The sequence below is a fragment of the Catellatospora tritici genome, from assembly GCF_019083965.1.
GTDB classification, from domain to species: Bacteria; Actinomycetota; Actinomycetes; order Mycobacteriales; family Micromonosporaceae; genus Catellatospora; species Catellatospora tritici.
Window position 1 is genome coordinate 19,998 of record NZ_JAHRCY010000003.1, and the last position, 22,839, is coordinate 42,836.

11 protein-coding genes are annotated in these 22,839 nt (G+C 67.0%); 7 read left to right on the top strand and 4 right to left on the bottom strand.

All coding sequences use genetic code 11. From position 1 onward, the window contains the following. Nucleotides 1–53 precede the first annotated feature (53 nt). Complete coding sequence (locus KUA19_RS07455) at nucleotides 54–3,692, bottom strand: TIR domain-containing protein (protein WP_217395407.1); 3,639 nt, start codon at nucleotides 3,690–3,692, stop codon at nucleotides 54–56. Nucleotides 3,693–4,012: 320 nt separating this feature from the next. On the opposite strand from KUA19_RS07455, the gene KUA19_RS07460 reads away from it, so the two are divergent. Together KUA19_RS07460 and KUA19_RS07465 are read left to right on the top strand one after the other, a co-directional pair. Beyond that, nucleotides 4,013–6,814 carry an NACHT domain-containing protein gene (locus KUA19_RS07460; RefSeq protein ID WP_217395408.1) on the top strand — a complete coding sequence of 934 codons (2,802 nt, stop codon included), beginning with the start codon at nucleotides 4,013–4,015 and terminating at the stop codon, nucleotides 6,812–6,814. 387 nt (nucleotides 6,815–7,201) lie between these two features. Continuing rightward, the gene (locus tag KUA19_RS07465; RefSeq protein ID WP_217395409.1) at nucleotides 7,202–8,545 is read left to right on the top strand and encodes a toll/interleukin-1 receptor domain-containing protein; all 1,344 of its coding nucleotides are present in this window, start codon (nucleotides 7,202–7,204) and stop codon (nucleotides 8,543–8,545) included. Nucleotides 8,546–8,913: 368 nt separating this feature from the next. Here the strand turns inward: KUA19_RS07465 and KUA19_RS07470 are convergent, their stop codons facing one another. Continuing rightward, nucleotides 8,914–10,161 carry a GTPase gene (locus KUA19_RS07470; RefSeq protein ID WP_217395410.1) on the bottom strand — a complete coding sequence of 416 codons (1,248 nt, stop codon included), beginning with the start codon at nucleotides 10,159–10,161 and terminating at the stop codon, nucleotides 8,914–8,916. Nucleotides 10,162–10,539: 378 nt separating this feature from the next. Between KUA19_RS07470 and KUA19_RS07475 the strand changes: the two genes are divergently transcribed. Both KUA19_RS07475 and fxsT read left to right on the top strand, forming a co-directional pair. Continuing rightward, nucleotides 10,540–11,883, top strand: coding sequence for a tetratricopeptide repeat protein (locus tag KUA19_RS07475; RefSeq protein ID WP_217395411.1), 1,344 nt, complete (start codon nucleotides 10,540–10,542; stop codon nucleotides 11,881–11,883). Between the two features lie 330 nt (nucleotides 11,884–12,213). Beyond that, nucleotides 12,214–14,739 carry an FxSxx-COOH system tetratricopeptide repeat protein gene (gene fxsT, locus KUA19_RS07480; RefSeq protein ID WP_217395412.1) on the top strand — a complete coding sequence of 842 codons (2,526 nt, stop codon included), beginning with the start codon at nucleotides 12,214–12,216 and terminating at the stop codon, nucleotides 14,737–14,739. On the opposite strand, the gene KUA19_RS44935 is transcribed toward fxsT, so the two are convergent. Further along, the gene (locus KUA19_RS44935; RefSeq protein ID WP_372451774.1) at nucleotides 14,693–15,046 is read right to left on the bottom strand and encodes a transposase family protein; all 354 of its coding nucleotides are present in this window, start codon (nucleotides 15,044–15,046) and stop codon (nucleotides 14,693–14,695) included. The genes fxsT and KUA19_RS44935 overlap by 47 nt on opposite strands. On the opposite strand from KUA19_RS44935, the gene KUA19_RS07490 reads away from it, so the two are divergent. Continuing rightward, nucleotides 15,000–15,956: a DUF7003 family protein gene (locus tag KUA19_RS07490; protein ID WP_217395414.1), complete on the top strand. Its 957-nt coding sequence runs from the start codon at nucleotides 15,000–15,002 to the stop codon at nucleotides 15,954–15,956. The genes KUA19_RS44935 and KUA19_RS07490 overlap by 47 nt on opposite strands. Before the next feature lie 171 nt (nucleotides 15,957–16,127). Here the strand turns inward: KUA19_RS07490 and KUA19_RS07495 are convergent, their stop codons facing one another. Next, entirely contained in the window at nucleotides 16,128–18,353 is a 2,226-nt protein-coding gene (locus KUA19_RS07495) for a prolyl oligopeptidase family serine peptidase (RefSeq protein ID WP_254548960.1), read from the bottom strand. A gap of 649 nt (nucleotides 18,354–19,002) precedes the next feature. On the opposite strand from KUA19_RS07495, the gene KUA19_RS07500 reads away from it, so the two are divergent. Both KUA19_RS07500 and KUA19_RS07505 read left to right on the top strand, forming a co-directional pair. After that, nucleotides 19,003–20,367, top strand: a complete 1,365-nt coding sequence (locus tag KUA19_RS07500; RefSeq protein WP_217395415.1) for a hypothetical protein — start codon at nucleotides 19,003–19,005, stop codon at nucleotides 20,365–20,367. A 334-nt stretch (nucleotides 20,368–20,701) separates the two neighbouring features. Then, on the top strand, nucleotides 20,702–22,828 hold the full coding sequence (locus tag KUA19_RS07505; protein WP_217395416.1) for an FG-GAP repeat domain-containing protein: 2,127 nt from the start codon (nucleotides 20,702–20,704) through the stop codon (nucleotides 22,826–22,828). The last annotated feature ends 11 nt before the right edge of the window (nucleotides 22,829–22,839 follow it).

A 22,839-nucleotide genomic window follows, 5' to 3' on the forward strand; every position in this document is an offset into this window, starting at 1 on the left:
ACCACCCTCGCGGGCACTGTGCGGCAGTCACAAATACCTGTCCTCGGGCATGGTCATGTGTCCAGGGTGCGCAGCACTGCTTCCACGACCTGGGCGTATCCGGAGTCGCGGTGCAGGGCGGGGGTGAGGGCGTTCAAGTTCTTGAGGACGTCACCGAGCCGGGGCAGGGCAGCGCGGATCGCCGTGTAAAGGTCGATCTCTTCGCGGAAGCCGTCGAGGTTGGCGGCGGAGACCGTCTTCAGGGCGGTGTCGAGGGTCGCTATCTGCTCCTCCCAGAATCTGACGTACTCAATCCGGTCGAGTGGCTTGTAGATCCGGGCGCTGTCCAGCACGACGGGGAAGATCCGGTCGCGGAGGTCGCCATGTTGCTCCACTTCCAGCAGCTCGAACATGCAGTTCTCCGAGCGCAGATACTTGTCGCTGATGACCAGCACGACGGCCTGGCCCTGGCCGATCGCCCGCATGAAGGCGCGGATGTCACCTCTGAAGGCCAGGTCCTTGGTGTCCTGGATCATCCGTACGCCCTGTTCGGCAAACGCCTGGTTCAGTTCAGCGACGACAGTCTTGCTTTCGTCGTTCCACGCGTAGGAGACGAACACGTCGCGGGGGTTGGCCGCGGCCGGCGACCGGCGGAGATCCCGCATGGCCGACAGTGCCTCAAGTCGGCGATTGGCCAGGTCTCTGCGTAGCGGGGCGAACGCCGGGTTCGTCGCGCGGATGCCGTGCAGCGACAGAACCAGGTCGAACAACCGGAGGAAGTGGCGCGATTCCTCCCTGAAGTCGAGGGGATCCCGACCGCCGAGCCGAGCCAGCTGGTCGCTGTCGGGGTTGCCCTCCACGAGCATGGGGATGATCGGTTCCGTGCTGCCACGGCGCAGTCGCGCGGCGAGGACCGGCAGGTCGCGCGCGATCGGGCCAGACGGCTGGGACCAGGCTGACCAGTACGACGGGGTCAGGACCATCAGGACGACATCGCCCGCACTCAGGCCGTCCGGGTGCTCGACCAGCTCGACGCCCGCGTCGCGGATACTCTGCACGAGGTCCTCGGCCCACCTTTCCTGGTCGCCGGCGCGGCTCAGGTAGCACCGGGGCGTGGCGGCGGTCCGCGAGTAAGCCTTGACCCGTGCGAGGTTCGCTTCGTATTCGCTGCGTAGACGGGCGTAGCCCTCCTGGCGGATGACTGGAACAAGCATGCCGGCGTCCGGCGTGCCGACCGGATTGGCGTCGGGCAGCACCACCTTTTCCCCGCACTCGCTGCAGTAGAGGAATCCTCGCCGCTCCCGTCGGCGCTGCACCACCACGGATCGTTCCTGCCGGTGCCCGCCGCGGCAGAGCACCGGCGTGAACCGGGTGGCTTTGACGTCGCGCTGCGTCAGAAACTTCTCGAACAGCCCCTGAAACAGTGCCCGCCCGAAAGGCGGGGTGGCCGAGCTGTACGACAGGACGAACTCAAGCTCGCCCTCGCGCTCCTGGATGACGCGCAGACCGCAGATCTGCCCCTTCTCGATCTCATAGTGCGTCTGGTCCTGCCATTGCGTGACCCGCGTGAAGACCGGCGCGTAGCCCAGCAGCACCGCCAAGGCCGCATACGAGTTCTCCACCCGCCCGCGGGCGATGTAGGAGACGTCGTCGATGGTTTCCGCGTCGTCCTGCAGCGGCCGCCGCTGCCGGATCAGACTCGGGAAGATCAGCAGCGTCTCGGCTCCGAGGGTGACCCGGAAGCAGACCGTGTGCCGTAGGAACCGCTCGACGGTCGCGTCGATCAGTACCTCACGCTCAGTCGGCTCCAGAGCGGCCAGTTCGGTGAAGGGGTAGTCGCCGCGCAGGAGCACGGATTCGCTGAGTGCCCCGAGCTCGCGCGGGTGCCGGTCGGCCTGCAGGATGATTGACGAGGCGAGATCCGGCAGCAGGCTTGGCACCAGGAGTACGAGCTCCAGGCCCGCCGAGCTGCGCATGACGGCGACGTATCCATGGGTCTCCAGGTGTCCCACCGCGGTGCGCATCTCCTGGAGGGTGAACCGCCATTCCGGATCAAAGGCGCACAGCTCCCGGAACAGCTGATCCATGTCGACCAGCACCCGGCCGGTAGCCGATTCCTCCTTCAGCGCCAGGACGTAGTCCTTGATCCGCTTGAAGGTGACCGTGGTGACCGTGGCCGCGGTGTTCTCCCACGGGATCAGCTGGCGCAGGACGGCGGTCAGCTCGTCGACGCCCTCGCCGGTCTTGGCACTGGTGCCGATGTAGCCGCCGGAGATGCCATGGTTTCTGCAGAGCTCGGCCAGGTCCGCCCGGGAGAGCACCGACGAGCCGCGGTCCAGCCGCGCGCCGATCAGCACGGTCGGCGGCAGCGTACCCTTGCCTGCCAGCTGCTCCAGCCAGAAGTCGACACCTTTCAGCGTGTCATGCCGGTTGGTCGGGTCGAACATCACGAGGGCGAGGTCGACCCGTTCGAGGAAGATGACGTGCACCGGCCGGTAGACGTGCTGACCCGCGAGGTCCCAGATGACGGCCTCGCACTCGGTGCCGTCCGGACGTACCACCCCGAGGCTGTCAACCGCCCAGAACTGCTGTCCATGAGTGGAGGCGTGCTCGCGGAACTCGCCGTGCGACAGCCGCCAGCCCAACCCGGTCTTGCCCACCCCCGAGTCACCGACGAGCACCAGTCTCGCCGTGGTGTAGCGCACGGTGTCCAGGGCGGTGCCGCCTTGGGCGATCGCCGCGACATCGGTGCGGAAGATGAGGAGCTCGTCGGCCCGCGCCATCGCGAAGTGGCCGCCGTCAGCGGTGAAGGAGATCGGGCTCCACACCATGTCCCGGCGGGGCGACAGCCTGAGCAGCGCGACTTCGCGGACCTCGTCGGGACGCCAGAACCGGACGGTGCCGTCCCACGAGGTCGATGCGAGGACGGATCCGTCCGGCGAGAACGCCAAACCACGGGTGACGTCGGTGTGCACTTCGACGATGGTGATCAGCCGCCCCGAAAGCGGCTCCCACAGGCGTACGGACTTGTCCATCGACACCGACGCGAGCATGGTCGATCGCGGAGACCAGGCCAGCCCGGTGATGTCGCCGGTGTGTCCAGCCAACCGCGCGACGAAATTTCCGGAGCCGGTGTCCCAGATGCGGATCGTCGTCTCGTGGCCGTCGATACCTCGCCATGGGCCGTCACTGGATCCACCCGCCGCGAGATGTCGGCCGTCCGGCGACCAGGCGAACTCATACACGGCGCCACTGTGATCGCTAAGGGTGCGTAGGACCGTTCCGTCGTGCGCCATCAAGATCAATATCACGCCTGCCGCGGTTCCGGCGGCGATCCTGTCGCCGAGCGGGGAGACGGCTATGCCGAGGAACACCTGATCGCGCCTGCTCCAGACCTCATCGCCGGTCTCCAGGTCCAGGACGCCCAGCTGGCCAGATGCCTCAAAGACGATCCGTTGGCCGTTCGCCAACCACGCGAAAGCGGTGTCGACATGGCCACGCGGCCTGGCGTCTTGGAGCGATCTGCCCGGATCCGACTGTCGGGCGACACGCATGGAGCGAGACTCGGATGTACCCACGATGGTGTGTGTCAGCTGTCCGCTGTCGACGCTCCAGACGAACACCTTGTTGAAAGCCGAAACGGCGACACGAGTCCCGTCCGGCGAGAACTCGAGGCTCCTGATGGGTACGGCATCGATGGTGAGGCGGTGCACGAGGTCCAGTCCGGCGGGCGGAGGCTGATCGAGGCCACCGCACCTCCAGTCGGCGGCAGGGTGTGCTCCAGCTGATTCGCCCATAGCCGCTAAGGCTACGTGGCGTCATGCGGCCATCGGAATATGGAAGTCGCCGGGTGTGTCTGCGATGCAACACACCCCTGTCCGACCAGACGGCGCCGAGACTATTCCGAGGAGTTCGCGTGCTGAGGCAGCGGAACATCAAACACGTCGCCGTCTGATCCTAAGCAGACCCTTGCCTCCGATCGATCGCTGGGGTATGTGTGACACCGAAGGCGTATCGGGCAACCGGAGGAAAGATGCGCGAATGGCTGTCGAGCCGATTCGGTCTGACCCTCGAAGAGTTCATCGGCATCGTCGCCATCCTCGCGGCTCCAGTGGGCGCACTTCTGGTGTCGTTCATCAGAGCGATCTGGAAACTCGTACGTGATCGCCGACCCGGACTTGTCGACGAGCGGCGTTATTCGAGCTGGTTCGCCGTCGAATACAGCAAGATCGACAATATATATCTTGACGACACTGAGGGACTGAGCCTGACGCGAACCTACGTGTCGCTGTTCTTCCGACCGCCGGGAGCTGAGAGCGAGACCCGGATCTCCGCGCTGGAAGCCATGAGCGAGCGACTGACGAGCGCGCACGCGGCTGGTCGAATCCTGGTCGAGGGGGCCCCAGGCTCCGGCAAGTCCACCTTGCTGAAGAAATATGGCGTGCAGCTCGCGCAGCAGGGCAAGCAGACGCAGGTCCCGATCTTCGTATCCCTTCGCAAACTCTCCACCTTCATCGTGGGCGGACGTGGTGTGCTGGACTACATCGTCGGTGAAGTGCTGGTACGCGAATGCGGATTCATGCCCGACCGAGCCGCTGAACTGGTCCGCGACTGGTTGGTCCAGGGCCGGTGCCTCGTTCTGTTCGATGGCCTGGACGAGGTGAGATCGGACCGATACGCATCCGTTCGTGACGCGGTCCGAGCTTTCGTGGCGGACCGCAATCCGTCGAACCCGACCTTCTCGGCGCATGTCATCGTCACCTGCCGCAGTCAGAATCTGCTGGCGATTCGCGACGAGTGGGAGGGTTCCATCGTATCGACGGTGTTTCGCCTGGCCCCGTTGCGAAGCGTGGAGATCTACGAGTACCTGGACAGGCTCAGGTCGAAGTTCAAGGCGGCCACCGGCCCAGAGGCTTTCATAGCGGCGGTTCGCCTGTCAGGGACACTGGAACTACATCGTGTGCCCCTGATCCTCGCGATGTCCGTCGGACGCTTCGCGCACAAGGAGTTCTTCGACATCCCTCACTCGATCGCTCAGCTCTACAAGCTCATAGTCGAGGAGATGGTGGATCGGCACCGGCACCGGTCGGACACGCAGGGTGCGGCGAACGTGTTCCGACCCGAGGACAAGTGCCGGTTGTTGCGGGAATTCGCACTGAGCGCCGCCACCACGGAGATAGCATTCGATGAGTTCACGCGGCGGGACCTCCTTGCCGCCGCCCGTCCACTCGCAGGCGCGCGGAAGTTCCGCAAGGTGCCACTATCGGATGTGGACGCATTCGTCGAGGAGATCCTGGAACATGCCGGCATCATCGTGCCGGTCTCGAAGGACGACGATCGGTATGTGTTCGCGCATCGCTCGATCCAGGAGTACCTGGTGGCCGAAGAGTTGAGTCGTGAGCCGCAGGTCGGCATGCGCGTGATTCTGGGCAAGGCGCAGGACCAGACCTGGTGGCAGGTGATTCTGTTCTTCATGGCGATGATGGACCAATCGCAGGCCAGCCAGACCTTGGCCGCACTGTCCCGCATCGACCTGCGGCTGGCCGGTCACTGCCTCGGGGTGTGTGAGGCGCTGGAGGACGACGCGTTGCCCGTCATCCAGGCCCTCGCGGACCGCCTGCTGCGGGGCGAGGGCGACCTGGCAGTCGACCTGGCGGCATTGGTCGCCGGGGCGAGCTCACCGATGAGCGCGATCCAGGGCGCGACCGTGCACCATGTCCGGGAGACGCTGTCTGAGTTGATCGACCGCAACCCCACGGTGTCCCTACTGGGCGGCGATGCGAATGCGCTGCTCACCGTCCTGGCTACCGTCGTGGCCGCGAACGCCCATGAGACCGCGCCTTTGGTTTCAAAGATCGCCATGGCCATCCCCGACGACCCTCGGCTGGTCGAGCCTCTGTGGCGCTGCCTGGCGATACCCGGCATCGAAACAGAGCCTGCCGCACGGGACATAGTTGACAGGCTGCTCCGGCTGGCCGTCGATCAAGAGTGCTGTGTGGAACTGCTCCATCAGGATCCGTTCAAACCAGCTTTCGTGCAGGAGCAAGACCGGAGCGCGGCCTATCCGTTCAAGCAGGGACTTCCGATCAACAGCACCCTGGTAACGCTTTTGGCGGCTGCTGACGTGCTGTCTGTGGCGCCCCCGCCGCGAAACCGATTCCTCTCGGCGAGAATGAGCAGCCGGTCGATGTTCGCCCGGATCGAAGCGGACAGGTCGAGAACGATCGAATTCACTCCGTACCGGTCGGTCAAGATGATCGCGGGTACGGCGCTCACCATCGCCGGCGTGGTGACCTGCGCCTATCTGATATTCGGCATCCCGAGCCTCCTCGGGGGTGCCGCCCCCGATGAGCCGCTCTCGCCTGCGCTGCTCTTCGTCCCGCTGGTCCTGAATCTGCTGATCCTCGTCTACGCCCCGGCGGATTGGTCCAGCGAGCGTCGGCCCATGGGCGCGCACCCGTTGTCCTGGATCGTCGAACGCACGCGATCCGCGGACGGCGAGGCCACCATGGTGAGCGGATTTCTGTTCTTCTTCCTCGTCGGCGTTCCGGCGGTGATCTACCCGCTGGCCATGTACCCGCTACTTGACGTGTCGGTCGCGTTGTATGTGGCCGCGGCCGTCGCGGTGACCTTCTTCTTCCACTGCATGGCGCTTTATGCGTGGTGCGAGGAGGGCCGCAGCTACTACGTCAGACGGCCCAACCCTTACGTCGACGTGTATGACGACCCGGCAAGCTCGTTGTGGCTGAGCCCGCGCTTGCCGGACCGCATGGCGTTCATAGCTCGCAGCGAGCCGTCGCGTTGGGGCGAGCCGTCACGCAAGATCTACTGGTAGACCGCCACGGGCGGACCTGTTGCGTGGCGCTGCCTTGGTCGCCTGCCGCCTGCGGGGCCCTTTGTCGGGCGGCGACCTGAGGTGTTTCGTCACCGCCCAGCGATGCCGTTCATGGAAATCCTTCCAGGTGCCCAGGCTCAGACCGGCACCCACGCCTCGGTGCGCTGGGGGTGCGTTTCGCAAACCCGGCCACTCTGTCCGAGCAGGTGGCCAGACCATCCGGACGTCCGCGGATCGCGGCGGTTTTCAAGACCAATAGGCTTCATGCCTGTGGCCTGCTACAACGCAGCAGTATCCCGCGCTGTGCCCGCCCATTCCCCGGATCTTTGGAATTCCTGCCCTTCCGGCCCGTACTCCGAGATCGACATCGGCCGGTAGTTTGCTGGGGTGTCCGGTCATGTGTTCATCAGCTACAGCCACGCCTCCGACGCGGGGTATGTGGAGCGGTTGGCGGCTCATCTGGAGGCGGCTGGTGTGGCCGTATGGTTCGACCGGGACATCGTGAGCGGTGAACGGTGGGCCGACATGATCGAGGAGCGGATCGACTCTTGTGCCGCATTCGTCCTGGTGATGACCCCGGCGGCGAAGGCGTCGCTCTGGGTGACCCGGGAGATCAACCGGGCGGAGGAGCTGGGCAAGCCGATTCTGCCGCTGCTGCTGGACGGGAAGGTGTTCTTCCGCCTCAACGACGTGCAGTACGAGGACGTCACCGGTAACCGAATGCCCTCAACCGGGTACGTCGACCGGCTGCCCAAGTCCGTGACTCTAGCCTCGCCAGCACCACGCCCGGTGAAACTCCGAGGCGTCCCTGTCGCCACCCTCACCGGCCATACCAACTTCGTTTTGTCGGTGGGGTTCAGCCCGGACGGCCAGACCCTGGCAACCGGCAGCTTCGACAGGACGGTGCGGTTGTGGAACGTCACCGATCGGCTACGCCCGGTCTCCACCGCCACCCTCACCGACCACACCGGCTCGGTGTGGTCGATGGTGTTCAGCCCGGACGGGCGGACCCTGGCCACCGGCAGCGCCGACGACACGGTGCGGTTGTGGGACCTCACCGATCGGCTACGCCCGGTCGCCACCGCCACCCTCACCGCCCACACCGGCACGGTGTTGTCGGTGGTGTTCAGCCCGGACGGGCGGATCCTGGCCACCGGCAGCACCGACAAGACGGTGCGGTTGTGGAACGTCACCGATCGGCTACGCCCGGTCGCCACCGCCACCCTCACCGATCACACCGACGCGGTGCGGTCGGTGGTGTTCAGCCCGGACGGGCAGACCCTGGCCACCGGCAGCGCCGACGACACGGTGCGGTTGTGGGACCTCACCGATCGGCAGCGCCCGGTCGCCACCGCCACCCTCACCGGCCACGCCGGCGAGGTGTTGTCGGTGCGGTTCAGCCCGGACGGGCGGATCCTGGCCACCGGCAGCTCCGACAAGACGGTGCGGTTGTGGGACCTCACCGACCGGCAGCGCCCGGTCGCCACCGCCACCCTCACCGGCCACGCCGGCGAGGTGTTGTCGGTGCGGTTCAGCCCGGACGGGCGGATCCTGGCCACCGGCAGCTCCGACAAGACGGTGCGGTTGTGGAACGTCACCGACCCACTGCGCCCGGTCGCCACCGCCACCCTCACCGGCCACACCGACGATGTGAACTCGATGAGCTTCAGTCCGGACGGGCAGACCCTCGTCACCACCAGCGACGACAAGACGGTGCGGTTGTGGAACTGACCGCCTGGCCCCGGTCGGTCGCAAGCGACTGAGTCGACGTCCACGGCGACCACACGTACTTGCGCATCGTCGTGCGAACATGACGCTGGCGACCTCGCGCCGTTGCCCGGCCAGCCGGCGACCTCACCGTCGCCGTCACCACCTCGGCCGGGGTGATCATGAAAGCGGCAGCTCACTGGCCGTTGCGATCATGTACTTTGGGGTTCATGCAGCCCCTTGGGCGCACCTGGTACATGATCCATCAGGCCTGGCCCCCGCTTTGATCAAGTGGAGGCCAGGCTTGTATGTCGGCCGAAGGCTGAGCTGCCCGCGTCGGCTGGGTCACGTCGGCGGCGCTCGAGCGCGCGACAACCAGGCTGTACCGGACGCTATTGCTGTTCGTCGAACTCCCGTTTCACTTCGTCCATCTGTCGCTTGTCGATGTAGAAGGCGGTTGCCGCAGTGCCGATTGCGGTCGTGCCCGCGATGGCGATACCGGCCGAGATCAGGCTGCCGCCCAGTGGCAGGAGTTTCACCAGGGCTCGGGCGATCTCGCGCAGGACCATGCCACCCGCGATGTTCACTCCGAGCCCCACGAAGAACCGGCTGACCGCCGCCATGGTCAGGCGCTCGCCGCTGACATATGCGATCACCAGAACCATCGTCGCCTGGATGGTCGTGATGATCGGGAGGTCTGCCACTGGGATCGGCTCAGCGGCCACAATACCTGCTGCGCCAGCGCATACAGTAATGACACTGTTGGCGATGCGCTTCTGAACGCGTCGAAATCTGGCCAGCCGGACGAAGGCGAGCTGCGCCTCATCGGGCAGGTTTTCCGAGATCCTCACCGCCAGCAACTCGATGTTCCACCGATAATCGCGCGCCGGGACGATCTCGCGGCTCTCTCGGTCATAGAACGCGAGCGAGCTGACCGGAATGATCTCGGGGATGAGGTGTTCGCTCAGCGCCGGACGGGTCGCCAGATGCTGCGCGAGCAGGGCGATGGCCGCGTTGATCGTCTCCTGCTTCTCGGCGTCCTGATGTGTCTCTGACAGGCGGATGTCGATGGGGTGCAGTTTGTCGCACTGGTTGAGCACGGGCAGGATCTTCGGTGCGGTTCCGTAGGTGCGGAGGGCTTCGTCCTGAACGGCCTCCAGGGCGAGCAGGTCGCCCTCGATCGCCGAGTCGACATCCTCCGCCTTGACGACGAACACGATCACGTCCGGGCACGTCTTGCGTACCGCCACCAGCAGGGACTCTTCGGCGGAAGCCGCCGGGTCGTCCTCGGTCGGACGCGACCCCTCCTGCACTCCGCGCGTGTCCAGTAGGTCCATCTGACGACCTGCGTACTCGCACGTCACCCACGTCGCCGCACCGGTGGTGGATTTGACCGCACCCGTCTCCTGAACGAATGACCCGAACAGGGCGTTGATGACCGATGACTTGCCCGAGCCTCGGCGGCCCATGATCATGACCCGCGGGTTGCGGCTGTCCCTCACCATGTCGATCAGTGGCTGGATCCTGTCCACCAGCTGGGAGCGCAGCCGCGACGGGATGCGTTCGGCCTGGCTGAGCAGGTCGTTAAGGGCTTCCCCGATGCGCGATATCTCGTCGTCCGGGTTGCGGTTCGCTGTCATGCTGTGAGCTTGCGACTACTGTTCGATTAGGACTATCGACCCAACGGGCGGTCTGGTCGGAGACTCGTTCGGTCTCACTGACAGATCGGATTCCGTAAGCGACGGCCACAGGTTGACCATTCTGCCCGTTGTGGGGACGTCGAGGTCGGCAAGACATGGGCGAGTGGTCTGCCGCCCGCGCCAGCCTTGAGCAGGTTTCCGACACTGCACGGCGGGCTTTGGGTAAAGAACACCCTCGCACCCTCACCACCATGGTCCACCCGGCGGTGGTCATGGCCATGTGGGCGAAGCAGTGGACGCCCGAACCAACCTCGAACTTGAGCCTTCTGCACGCGTAGCCGATGCCGTGAGATCCACAGTGGCCGGTAGTTTGCTTGGGTGTCGGGTCATGTGTTCATCAGTTACAGCCATGCCAGTGACAGCGCCTACGTCGTGAAGCTGGCCAAACATCTAAGCGCCGCCGGTATCGAGGTGTGGTTCGATCGGCAGGTCATCACGGGTGATCGCTGGTCCAGGGTGATCCAACAGCAGATCGACACGTGCGCGGCGTTTGTCGTGGTGATGAGCTCGGCTTCGGACCTGTCGGACTGGGTGGACCGGGAGATCGACCAGGCCGAACTGGTCGGCAAGCCGATATTCCCCTTGCTGCTGGGAGGCACGCGGTTCTTCCGCCTTGCCCACCTGCAATACGAGAACGTCACCGGCGGCCAGATGCCGACGCCTGAGTTCACCGACCGCCTGCGCCGCGGCTGGAACAGCGTCCCCGCCGCGCCGGTGACCGCGCCTGTCGATGCCGCGACCCTCACCCGTCAGTACAAGGACGCCGACAGGATGCGCGAACGGGGCGACTACGCCGGAGCCACGGACCTGCTGCGCCACGTCGTCACCGGCTGCATCCGTGTCCTGGGCACCGACCACCCCGACACGCTGGTCTCCCGCCACCAACTCGCGCTCAACATCGGCGACGGCGGGAACCGGGCCGAGGCGGTACGCCTGTTCCGCGAGGTCGTCGCCGACTACAGCCGTGTCCTGGGCACCGACCACCCCAACACCCTGACCTCCCGCGGCAATCTCGCGCTCAACATCGGCGACGGCGGGAACCGGGCCGAGGCGGTACGCCTGTTCCGTGAGGTCGTCGCCGACCGCATCCGAGTCCAGGGCGGCGACCACCGCGACACCCTGATCTCCCGCTACCTGCTCGCGCTCAACGTCGGGGAGGGTGGGGACCGGGCCGAGGCGGTACGCCTGCTCCGGGAAATCGTCGCCGACCACATCCGGGTCCTGGGCGTCGACCAGCCCGACACCCTGGCCGCCCGCTACCTGCTCGCGTACAACATCGGGAAGGGCGGCGACCCGGCCGAGGCGGTACGCCTGTTCCGTGACGTCGTCGCCGATCGCATCCGGGTCCTGGGCGCCGACCACCGCGAGACCCTGATCTCCCGCCACCAACTCGCGCTCAACATCGGGGAGGCTGGGGACCCGGCCGAGGCGGTACGCCTGCTCCGGGATGTCGTCGCCGACCACATCCGGATCCTGGGCGCCGACCACCCCGACACCCTGGTCTCCCGCCACACGCTCGGGTACAACCTCGGCAAGGTCGGGAAGCGGGACGAGGCGGTACGCCTGCTCCGTGAGGTCGTCGCCGACCAGATCCGCGTCCTGGGCGCCGACCACCCCGACACCAAATCGAGCCGCGCAACACTGAACGCGTACGGCGGGTAGCGGTTCCGACGGGCGCGTCGCGCAACTTCGGACCTATAGCGCAGCCTCGCCTCGCCTCGCCTCGCCTCGCCTCGCCTCGCCTCGCCTCGCCTTCGCGGTCGCCGACGTCGCGGGCGAGGGCCAGCGCCTGCTGATGGTGGTCGATCGCCTCGGGATGGCGAGCCAAGGACGCGTGTGCGGTCGCGACTACCGGCCGGTGGGGTGAGCTGAGCCAGGCCACAACGGTGCGGTTCGCGGCGTGGGCGCGGGTTGGTGTGGGGTGGCGCAGATGGCTGCTGGTTGCTGGACCGTCTTCCGGTTTTCTCCTGGGACGGTGTGGTGTCGTGTCGGTTGACGGCGGGCTGCCTCGGTAGCCGATGGTGTGGGATTGACGGCAGCTGGCATGTTGGTTCGGTGACTGTCGATGCCGGTGTCCGGTGGGACTTCCTCGTGTCGTATACGCAGGCTGATCGCGGCTGGGCCGAGTGGATCGCGTGGGAGTTGGAGGAGGTCGGCTATCGGGTGCTGATCCAGGCGTGGGACATCGTGGCGGGTTCGAACTGGATCCAGGAGATGGACCGCGGTGTACGGCTGGCCGCGCGTACGGTCGTGGTGTTGTCGCCCGACTACCTGCTGTCGGTGTATGGGCGGGCGGAGTGGCAGGCGGCGTGGGCCGCTGATCCTCTGGGTGAGCGATCGAAGCTGCTGCCCGTGCGGGTGGCGTCGTGTGATCGTCCGGGGTTGCTGGGCCTGGTCGTGTCGGTGGACCTGTTCGACCTGAGTGAGGTCGCGGCTCGGCGGGTGTTGCGGGACGCGGTCGATGGTGGGATGCAAGGTCGCGTGAAACCGTCCAATGCTCCCGGGTTTCCGGGTGGCGCGCGGGTGGTGGTGTCGCGGCCACGGTTTCCGGGAGCATTGCCCGCAGTGTGGAACGTGCCGACGCGGAACCCGAACTTCGTGGGTCGCGGGGATGAGCTGGCCGAGCTGGCTGCGGGGTTGCGTTCGGGCGGGCTGGTGGCGGTGTCGGCGCTGCGGGGTATGGGCGGTGTGGGCAAGACGCAGTTGGCGATGGAGTACGCCTACCAGCACGCAGCCGGGTTCGACGTGGTGTGGTGGGTCCGTGCGGAGCAGGCGGCCACGGTCGCGGACCAGTTGGCTGAGCTGGGCGGACGGTTGGGGTTGCCCGCCACAGGTGACGTGATGAAGGCTGCGGCCGAGGTCGTGGCGGCGTTACGGGCAATGCCGGGGTGGCTGCTGGTGTTCGACAACGCCGAAGACCCGGAAGAGATCCGGCGATGGTTGCCGGGTGGGGCCGGACAGGTGCTGGTGACGACCCGCCGGGCAGGGTTCCGTGCGCTGGGCCGGGTGCACGAGGTGGATCTGCTGCCCCGGGATGAGGCTGTGGGGCTGCTGCGCAGCCGGGTGCCGGGACTGACTGTGGGTGTGGCGGACCGGATCGCGCAACTGCTGGGCGATCTGCCGCTGGCGTTGGAGCAGGCTGCCGCCTATATGGAAAAGACGGACCTGCCGGGTGGGGAGTATGTGTCGCGATTGGAGGCGCGGCTGACGGCCATGCTCGACAAGGGGCAAGCGGTAGGGCATGAGCAGCGAGTGGCGACACTGTGGGACATGTCCTACCAGCGGCTTGCTCAGGAGGAGCCGGCGGCGGTCGTGCTGCTGCGGGTGCTGGCGTATCTGGCACCGGACGTCGTTCCCGTCGACGTCTTCGAGCCCGAAGGTGGGATGCCGCAGGGCCTGGCCGAGCTGGATGTCGGCCGGGAGCGGGTGTGGGATGTGATCGGGGCGCTGGCCGACTACAGCCTGCTCCGACGCACCGACGCTACGGTGTCGGTGCACCGGCTGGTGCAGGCAACCGTCCGCCGACAGGTCGCGACGGTAGCGGGCTGGGACGAACCGGCCTGGCTGGACACCCTGGCGGCCCTCCTGCTTCGGGCGCGCCCGGCGGGCGACAACGCCCGCGACCCGCGGACCTGGGACCGGTGGGCAGCACTTCGCCCGCACATCACCGCAGTGCTGGCCGCGACCGATCCGGCCACCGCAACCACCAGGACCGCGGTCCTCGACCACTGGCTCGGGGACTACCTCAGCGCCCGCGGTGAGCGGGCCGCTGCCCGTGCCCTGTTCGAGCGGCTCCTCGACGTGCGGCGGCGGCTGCTGGGTGATGAAGACCCCAGCACGCTCGGCACCATGCACGAGCTGGCGGTGCTGATGGTGGACCGGGGTGAGCGGGCCGCAGCCCGTGCCCTGTTCGAGCAGGTCCTCGACGTGCGGCGGGGGGTGCTGGGTGATGAACACCCCCACACGCTCACCACCATGAACCAGCTGGCCCGGGTGATGGCGAACCAGGGTGAGCGGGCCGCAGCCCGTGCCCTGTACGAGCAGGTCCTCGATGTGCGGCGGCGGGTGCTGGGTGAGGAACACCCCAACACGCTCACCACCATGCACAACCTGGCGGTGGTGATGGCGGACCAGGGTGAGTGGACCGCAGCCCGTGCCCTGTTCGAGCAGGTCCTCGACGTGCGGCGGCGGGTGCTGGGTGAGGAACACCCCGACACGCTCAACACCATGCACAACCTGGCGTGGATGATGGCGGACCAGGATGAGCGGGCCGCTGCCCGTGCCCTGTTCGAGAAGGTGTTCGATGTGCGGCGGCGGGTGCTGGGTGACGAACATCCCGACACGCTCAGCACCATGCACCAGCTGGCGTGGGTGATGGCCGCGCAGGGCGAGCGTGTCGCTGCCCGTGCCCTGTACGTGCAGGCGCTCGACGTGCGGCGGCGGGTGTTGGGTGACGAACACCCCGACACGCTCAGAACCAGGCACGCGCTGGTGCCATTACTCGAAGGGGCCGATTGACGTATCGGCGCTTTTCGTTCAACAGCGTACGACCAGCGCAGCCCACGTCGTCGCAGAAGAACCGGCGCAGCCGCACCCGCACCCGGACCCGATGGCCACCGACCGCCACGTCCGACAGAGACCGCTCGTAGCGGCTGTGCACCCGGCCGTTTGCAAGCGCAGTGCGGACACATCGCCATGGTGGACTTCGGCTCAGTATGGATACCCAGCCCCGCAGGCGCCGGCACGTCACCGCGGAATCCGGACGTGCGCCAACCGCAATGGTCGACATCCTGGCCGGCATGGCCATCGCCCGCCTGCCCCTCATCGCTATCGACTGCCCCGATCCTGGTGCGCTCGCCAGGTTCTACGGCGCGATGCTGGATTGGAGGATCGACGTCTCCGCCGACCGGGCTTCGGTCTGCCCCGAGGACGGCCAGTGCATCGCCTTCCACCGGGTGGCCGGCCACAAGCCGCCGACGTGGCCGACCCACGAGCGACCCAAGCAGATGCACCTGACTTATTACCCCGGTGGCTTACGCCCCCGATGCCCAGATGGCCACCCTGTGCAATACGCTGCCGCGATGAAAGCAGCCGATGAGATTCTCGCTCAACTCGACGGTGCTGCGCGCGAGTTCGGATTCGCCGACCCCGAGCATCCGTACTACTCGGCCATCGACGCGCGGATGCACGTGTTCCGTGATGACGAGCGTTGGGCGTTGTTGATCGAACTTGTCGGCTACAACCCCCGTGCCGGAAATGTCGTCGACGTCGTGCACACGTACGGCAACTGCCTCACCCGAGGCCGACCCGGTTTCGAGGTCGAGGACTTCCACTCCCGGATCGACAACATGGACGAGATCGAGGATCGCGACAACCCGGAGTACTTGTGCGTCGATGGCGGGCCGATCGAGGTCCGCGGGCAGCGGGTGCCGGTGCCCGCACGCGTCGGCGACCTGCTCGAAGATGTGTTTCGCCTGCTCGTGCCGGAGCATCGCGATCTGCTGCTGGCCGACGATGCCGAGCTGCGTCGACGTATCCCGGCGGAGCTGCCTCGGTTCCTGGTGCTCGAAGAGTGGTGGCATCGCGAGCCGGACCGCTACGACCAGCTGCCGAGCGAGACGGAGACGTTCCGGCAGCTCGCCGAGGTCCTGGCGACAGGTGATCCCACCAGATACCGGCCGTCCGCGGCGCCGAATACGCACTGGTCGAACTGGCCGGAATCGGGGTCGCTGTGAGCAAGGAGATCGCTGAAGGCGAAGAGACCGGCCTTCGGCAGTTGATCGGTTTAGAGGTCAGTGCTGTCTGCTACCTTGTCGCGTACGGCTACGGCATGGGCTCCTCAGCTGTCCAGGAGCGGTCAGCCGGCCAATAGATCATGTCGCTGATGTGCAGGCATCCCGTTCGACTCAGCGTAGGGAGTCCCGGGCTGCCGCGGATGCGGGTGGTCTTGTGGCAGACCAGCCGTGCAGGCCTGTGGCCGCAGCGGCGAAGGCCAACTCGTCAGCGGAGAGTTCGACGGTGCGCGTCACCGCGCGCTGCCCGTGCCCCACATCCTTCTCGCGCCGCACAAGAATCGGCCGGGTCCCCGACGTGGCGAATTGCAGCGCGGCCGCCATCTTGCGCGCGTGCAGTGGGTCCACGCGTGTGTCGCCGTCGAAGACGGTGAACAGGACGGCTGGGTAGTCGATGCCCTCGTGCACGTTGTGGTAAGGCGAGTATGCCCGCAGCCAACCGAACTGCTCCGGGTCGACGACGGTGCCGTATTCGCCGGTCCAGGTCATCCCGAGTCCGAAGAGCTCGTAGCGCAGCATGTCCAGCAGCGGAGCTCCGCAGACGACGCCCGCGAAGAGTTCGGGAAACTGGGTAAGCGCCGCACCGACCAGCAGTCCACCGTTCGAGCCGCCCATGACGCAGAGCTGATCGGGGATAGTCACCTCGTGTCCGATCAGCCACTCGGCAGCGGCCCTGAAGTCGTCGAAGACGTTCTGCTTGCAGTCGAGCATCCCCGCCCGATGCCACCCCTCTCCTTCGTCGCTGCCCCCTCGCAGGCTTGCCATGGCAAATACGCCGCCCGCGGCGACCCAGGCGGCGGTTGTCGCCCACCACGATGGACTGATGGGCGTGTTGAAGCCGCCGTAGCCGTAGAGGATGGTGGGACGTGGCCCGGCGGGAGCATGCTCGTCGGCGATCACGAACATCCGCACCTCGGTCCCGTCACCGGACGGATAGGTCACCTGCCGGACCTTCAGCGGGAGTGGTGCACAATCCCCCGACGGCCGCGCCGACGGCGTGACGGAGCCGTCCGCGGCGTCGAACCGGTAGACCGCCCACGGGTTGGCGAAATCCGAGTAGCTGAACCAAGCTTCACCGCTGTCGGCCAACGTCGTGCGGAGCCCGGCGATACTGCCCAACCCCGGCAGCGCCACGGTGCTCACGAGCTCCCCGGTGGCCAGGTCGTGCACGGCGAGCTCGCTGACCGCGTGGCGGGTGCGCGATACCAGCAGCAACGGTCGCGGCAGGTCGTTGGCATCGAGCACCGCGTAGTCGGTCAGTACGGCCTCGGGGTCCTCGGGGATCAGGTCGCACCAGTCGGCGTACTCCAGCCGCCCGGGTGTGGCGGTGCACAGCCGCCCGCGGGGCGCATCCCGGTTGGTCCAGATATAGGCCCGGCCGCCCCGATGATGCACGGTGGTGCGTGCGTCGACGTCCTCCCGCTGCACCACCGTGAACGCAGGCTCCTCGATCGACCCACCGGTCATGTCAGCCACCCGCACGTTGTCGCGTGGGTCGGTGCCTTGCCGGTCGATCAGGGTCAACCACCGCCCGTCAGCGGAGACGGTGATGTGGAAGTACCGGCCCGGTGCGGCGTCCGCGCCGGCGATCAGCACATCCGTCGTCGGCTCGGCGCTCACGCGGTGCAGGTAGACCCGGCGGTGCAGGTAGCCCTCACCGCCCGGAACCGCATCGAGGGGCAGGTGGCGTACGTAATAGAACGCCTCCCCGCCGGGAAGCCATGCGACGTCGGTGTACCGGGATCGGTTGATGGGCCCGTCTATGATCTTGCCAGTGTCGACGTCGAGCACATACAGCTCGGAGTCCTCGGTGCCGTTCACCGATAGGCCGTAGGCGACGAGCCGGCCCTCGATGCAGGGCTCCGCGAAGTCGATGAGCGTCCGCCCGGCCGGGTCGATTGCCATCGGGTCGATCAGCATTCGCTCGGTATCGCTGGAATCGACTACCAGAAATGCCCGATGCTCGTGACCGGCCTCGCGTCGGTAGAAGAACTTGCGGCCATCCCGACAGACTGGCGTGCTGACGTCACCGATCGCCAGCAAGGCGGCCACCTGCGCCCTGAACACCCCCCGCAGCGGCCAGTTGCGCCTGTGCGCGGCCAGCAGCTCGTCCTGTTCGGATGACCACGCCTCCGTCTGCGGATCTTCGCCTGCCTCCAGCCAGCGGTAGGGATCATGCACCCAATGGCCGTGCATGTGGTCGACCACATTGAGGCGGCAGGCGTCAGGGTAGACGGACCGCTGCGGCGGCCACTCCGCCAGCGCCCGCGCCGCCGCACTCATCGCGGCACGACCAGGCCTAGCCGCACGCAGGCTTTCAACCGGTGTTGACGTGGTCATGGCGCCCCCTCACCTGGCAGGCGGATCAGTGCCGTTCAGCACAAATCCGGCCACCGGGGTCTAGGGCGACCTGCCTACCCTAATGCCTCGCCCCAAGCGCACCGCATCCACCGATTGTGCTCGATCAGGTCCTGTCGAACACCTAAGTTGTCACTCGACTGTCGAATCCGATGGCCGCACCGCTACAACACCGTCCGCCGACACGTCCGGCTCGGACAGAGCCGCCCCATCGCCCACGAGTACACCCACGCGCTCAGGCGCCTGCGGCGATGGCCGCCTCGATCTTCCCCGGAAGCACAGGGCACCCTTGCGGGATGGAGACCACACGCATCCGCTTCGGTGCGCACCTCCACCGCCGCTGCCCCAGGCCTTGACGGTGCCGTCGGCCAGCAGCGCCATGCTGTACCGGGTACCGGATGATCACCAGCGATCACCCAAACACACCACTGCACACTCACCCGGCAGCAGGTGCGTACCCCTAACCCATGAAGCGGACCGCGGCACTCCGGCCGAGATCCTGCGCCCAGGGCCCTGATCGGACAACGGCGTGACCGCTGATCGGCTATCGTCGTCGAGCCTGCCCAGCGAAGTGCGCAACCAACAGTCCGGACGGGCGGTTCAGGTGGTGTATTGAGTGACAGGGAGCATCATGAGGCGCCAGAAGCGACGCCGGCGTTACGGCGACCGCATCCTGCTCGGGCTCTTGGTCCTTTCCTTTGCGACTGCTGCGGCGGTGGTGATCTGGGGACGCTCGCCGTCCGTCGACGTCAGCGCAGCCACCACGGCGTCGCCGTCGCGCGGTCCGGACAAGCCGCCCGCGTGCCAAGTAAAAGAGAACCGGTGCGGCACCGTTTCGGTGCCTGAGGTCGGACTGGTGAGCTACGCCGTCCTGCCCGGCACCGCCAACCGCGGCCTGGTGCTGGTGGAAGCAGGCGGGCCCGGCGGCAACGCGCTGGCGCATGGCGACCGGCCGTCGCTGGGCCTGCCCGACTCGCTCAAGGCCAGCGACATCCTGCTCGTCAACGAACCGTGGGTCGGCACCACCCTCGACGACGCGTGCGAGGCCGCGCTTGAGGGGTTCGTGCGCCACATCGTTGGAGGCAGTGCCGAGCCGCGGCCACTGTGCGCAGTCCGGACCTGGACCGCGCAGACCTATACCGCAGCCCTGCACGCGATCCTCGAACAGGAGCACGCCACGCTGACCGGGATCGTCGGCCAATCGTTTGGCGCCCTGCCCGCGGCCGCGGCCGGGGGCGCCTACCCCGCGGCGTGGCTCCTGCTGAACGCCCCGATCGCGCCGGCCGACGTCACCGGGGCAGAGGTGACCAGGGCGCGGGTGCAGAACCTCAACGAGGCGATCGACCGCAGCTACACGGCGTCCTGCCAGGCCATCGGACTGGACTGCGCGCGTAGGGGGGTCGACGTGCTCCACGAGCTCATCGACCGGGCTCCGGACGTTGCCGTCGCGGGCAGGAGCCAGCCCATCACCCGGGGAGATCTGGCAGCTGCTGCCTTCGGTGCCGCATACGGCCTGGCGGAGAACAGTCGCTGGCTGTGGACGACGTTCTCCCGGTGGCCCGATGTCGGGACCGAGGTGCAGCAGCAGGTGGGGCGGATGGCCGACCAGGTTCTCACCCGCTACGAACGCGGCCGGGTCTCGCCGGCGATGGCAGGGTTCGTGGCCGGCATGTGCTCAAGTTATGCGGGCTGGACCGACGGCCCGCAGGTGGATGCCACCCAGCCGCAGGCGCTGCTGGTCGCGACGCAGCGCCAGTGCGCAGCGCAGGCGTCGGCCGCGCCGGCGTGGCCCGCGGTGCGGGTGCAGCGGACCGCGATGACGTGTGTCGCCAGCAACGACCGGGATCCGGTGGTGTCGCGGGCCTGGGCTCAGGCGTGGCAGCGCCTTATGCCAGGTGCGCACCTTGCCACCTACACCCACGACAGCCACGCCAGTACGGCCATCGCCGCCGGACTGATCCGCGACAGTGCATGCGTCAACCTGCTGACCCGCTGACCCGCTGACCCGCCCTGACCGTCGGCCTGCCGGGCGGGCGGGGGCGCCCGGCCGGCCGACGGCAACGGCGGGGCGCGGCATCGTGCGGCCGGGCAGGGAAAAGTCGCCTCCTGCCAACAATTTTCGCGAGGCCGCAACGAAAGCAGGCGCGGCAGGCGTGTCGGCTGAAGGGCAACGCGGGTGCGGTCGACGCGTCGGGTTGTCCCGCAGCCCCCGCGGCGGTACGGCAGCCGTCCGTCGCCTGCCCTCCTGTTAGGAGTCACCTTTGGCATCCGAACCATCAGCCGTAGCCCGCGTCGGGTTGGTAGCGGTCACTGCGGCCGCATGCCTGCTCATGTGGTCACCGGCAGCATCGGCCCACGACACCCCGTCCCACGACGCGGCCCCGTGGACTTCCATCACCTTCGGCACCGGCGGCACCGGACCGGCCGCCACGGAGGTCGCCCGCCAGTACCGCGCCAGCCAAGCCGACCCCCAGCGCGGACTGCAGCAGAAGACCGACTTCCTGCACAGCTCCGCAGCCGAAGGTACCTACCTCGACGTCGCGGCACTGGACTACCTGCGCTTCCAGCGCCCCGACGGCGAAGTCGCCGAAGTCGTCGCCCCCAGCACCTACCAAGTCACCTCGATCGACTTCGGCTCCGGCCTGAAACCCGGCCCCCACGGCGGCGGCCAGCACCACACCGTCTCCGCCGCCGTCCACGGCACCGAGCATCCCGACAACGAGAACCGCCTGGCCTACCCCAGCGGACCCGGCTTCGACACGTTCAGCTTCTGGAGCAAAGGCCGCTACGACCTGCTGACCAGCCGCGGCTCCCTCGAGTTCCACTGGGAGAAGCAGAAGGACCTCCTCGAACCGGTCCCGAGCCTCGACTACTGGGCCTACAAGCGGCACGCTGTGGCCTACCCGGCTGAGATCAGCGGCGCCAACGATGTCGTCGAGAGCATGGGCATGCGCAGCTACCCCACCGCCGACACGCAAGGCATCCTCAACGACTGGGCCGACTGGGCACCGGACGAGCAGGAATACGACGCGGACTGCAGCACCGTCTCCATAGGCGTTGCGAACATCAGCACCGACTTCTCGGCATGCTCCAACTACACCGTCGACCGGGATCGAACACCCTCGCACGCCGGGGATATGAGCTTCAACCTCGAGAACTGCTACTGGTTGATCCTCTGCGACGACCAGGGCCCGCAGAGCATGGCCACGGTCTTCTCGGTCCACACCAACACCGGCGGCCGGATCAGCGAACCAGTTTACAACGACTACCTCTACGTCAACTTTATGATCAACTCGAGAAGTGTCGCCTGGAAGCGTATGGGCGACGGCGGCTGGGACAGCAGCCGCAACCATACTGCCGGGTGCGGCGCCACCTACACCGCCCTCGACGGCATCACCAAAGACTGCGGCGGCGGCGGCTGCACCTGCATCCCCGGTGCGCCCGGCGACGGCACCGGCACCTCCGGCTCGCCTGCCGAGCCGGCCTTGGTATACCAGGTTCAGAGTAACGAAATGAAGATCTACCGCTGGTATTCCACCGGCTCGAACTTCACCAGAGCCAGTGACTACCACTCGGGCATCTTCTACCTGTCACAGGTCGGCAACCGCGTCGCCTCCGGTGACGTCGACGGTGACGGCGATGACGACATCGTCATGGCCTACCAGAACAGCGACGGCACCTTCTCCTACTACGTGTTCAAGAACGGAAAGGGCTCCGCGGAGACCTGGTACACGTCAGGGACGTTCGACCTGAACATGGTCAGCGGCCGCTTGGTGGTCGCGGACTTCACCGGCGACGGCAAGGCCGAGCCGGCGATGGCGTACTACAACGCCGACGGCACGCAGACCATCTACCGCTGGCAGTCGACCGGCTCGTCGTTCAACCGCGCCACCGACTACGAGGGGGCGGGCATCTTCCGGCTCAGCAAGGTCGGGGATCGCATGGCGGCCGCCGATGTGACCGGTGACGGCAAGGCCGACATCGTCATGGCCTACCAGAACTCCGACGGCACGTTCTCCTACTACGTGTGGAAGGACGGCCTCACCAGCCTCGGCGTCTGGTACACCTCAGGAACCTTCAACCTGGACAACGTGCAGGGCCGGCTCGTGGTCGCGAACTTCACCGGCGATGGCAAGGCCGAGCCGGCGATGGCGTACTACAACGCCGACGGCACGCAGACCATCTACCGCTGGCAGTCCACCGGCTCGTCCTTCACGCGCACCACCGACTACCTCGGTACGGGGATCTTCCGGCTCAGCGACGTGGGCGACCGTGTGGCCGCCGGTGACGTGACCGGTGACGGCAAGGCCGATATCGTCATGGCCTACCAGAACTCCGACGGCACGTTCTCCTACTACGTGTGGAAAGACGGCCTCACCAGCTCCGGAGTGTGGTACAAATCCGGAAACTTCCCGCTGGCCAACGTCGGCGGACGCATGGTCGTCGGAAAGTTCTAGGATCGCGGGCG

Bases quoted from the DNA above. Each gene is read 5' to 3' on its own strand.
- KUA19_RS07505 (WP_217395416.1), top strand. From the start codon at position 20,702: ATGTGGTCACCGGCAGCATCGGCCCACGACACCCCGTCCCACGACGCG.
- KUA19_RS07470 (WP_217395410.1), bottom strand. From the start codon at position 10,161: ATGACAGCGAACCGCAACCCGGACGACGAGATATCGCGCATCGGGGAA.
- KUA19_RS44935 (WP_372451774.1), bottom strand. From the start codon at position 15,046: ATGAGGGGCAGGCGGGCGATGGCCATGCCGGCCAGGATGTCGACCATT.
- KUA19_RS07460 (WP_217395408.1), top strand. From the start codon at position 4,013: ATGCGCGAATGGCTGTCGAGCCGATTCGGTCTGACCCTCGAAGAGTTC.
- KUA19_RS07495 (WP_254548960.1), bottom strand. From the start codon at position 18,353: ATGACCACGTCAACACCGGTTGAAAGCCTGCGTGCGGCTAGGCCTGGT.
- KUA19_RS07490 (WP_217395414.1), top strand. From the start codon at position 15,000: ATGGTCGACATCCTGGCCGGCATGGCCATCGCCCGCCTGCCCCTCATC.
- KUA19_RS07500 (WP_217395415.1), top strand. From the start codon at position 19,003: ATGAGGCGCCAGAAGCGACGCCGGCGTTACGGCGACCGCATCCTGCTC.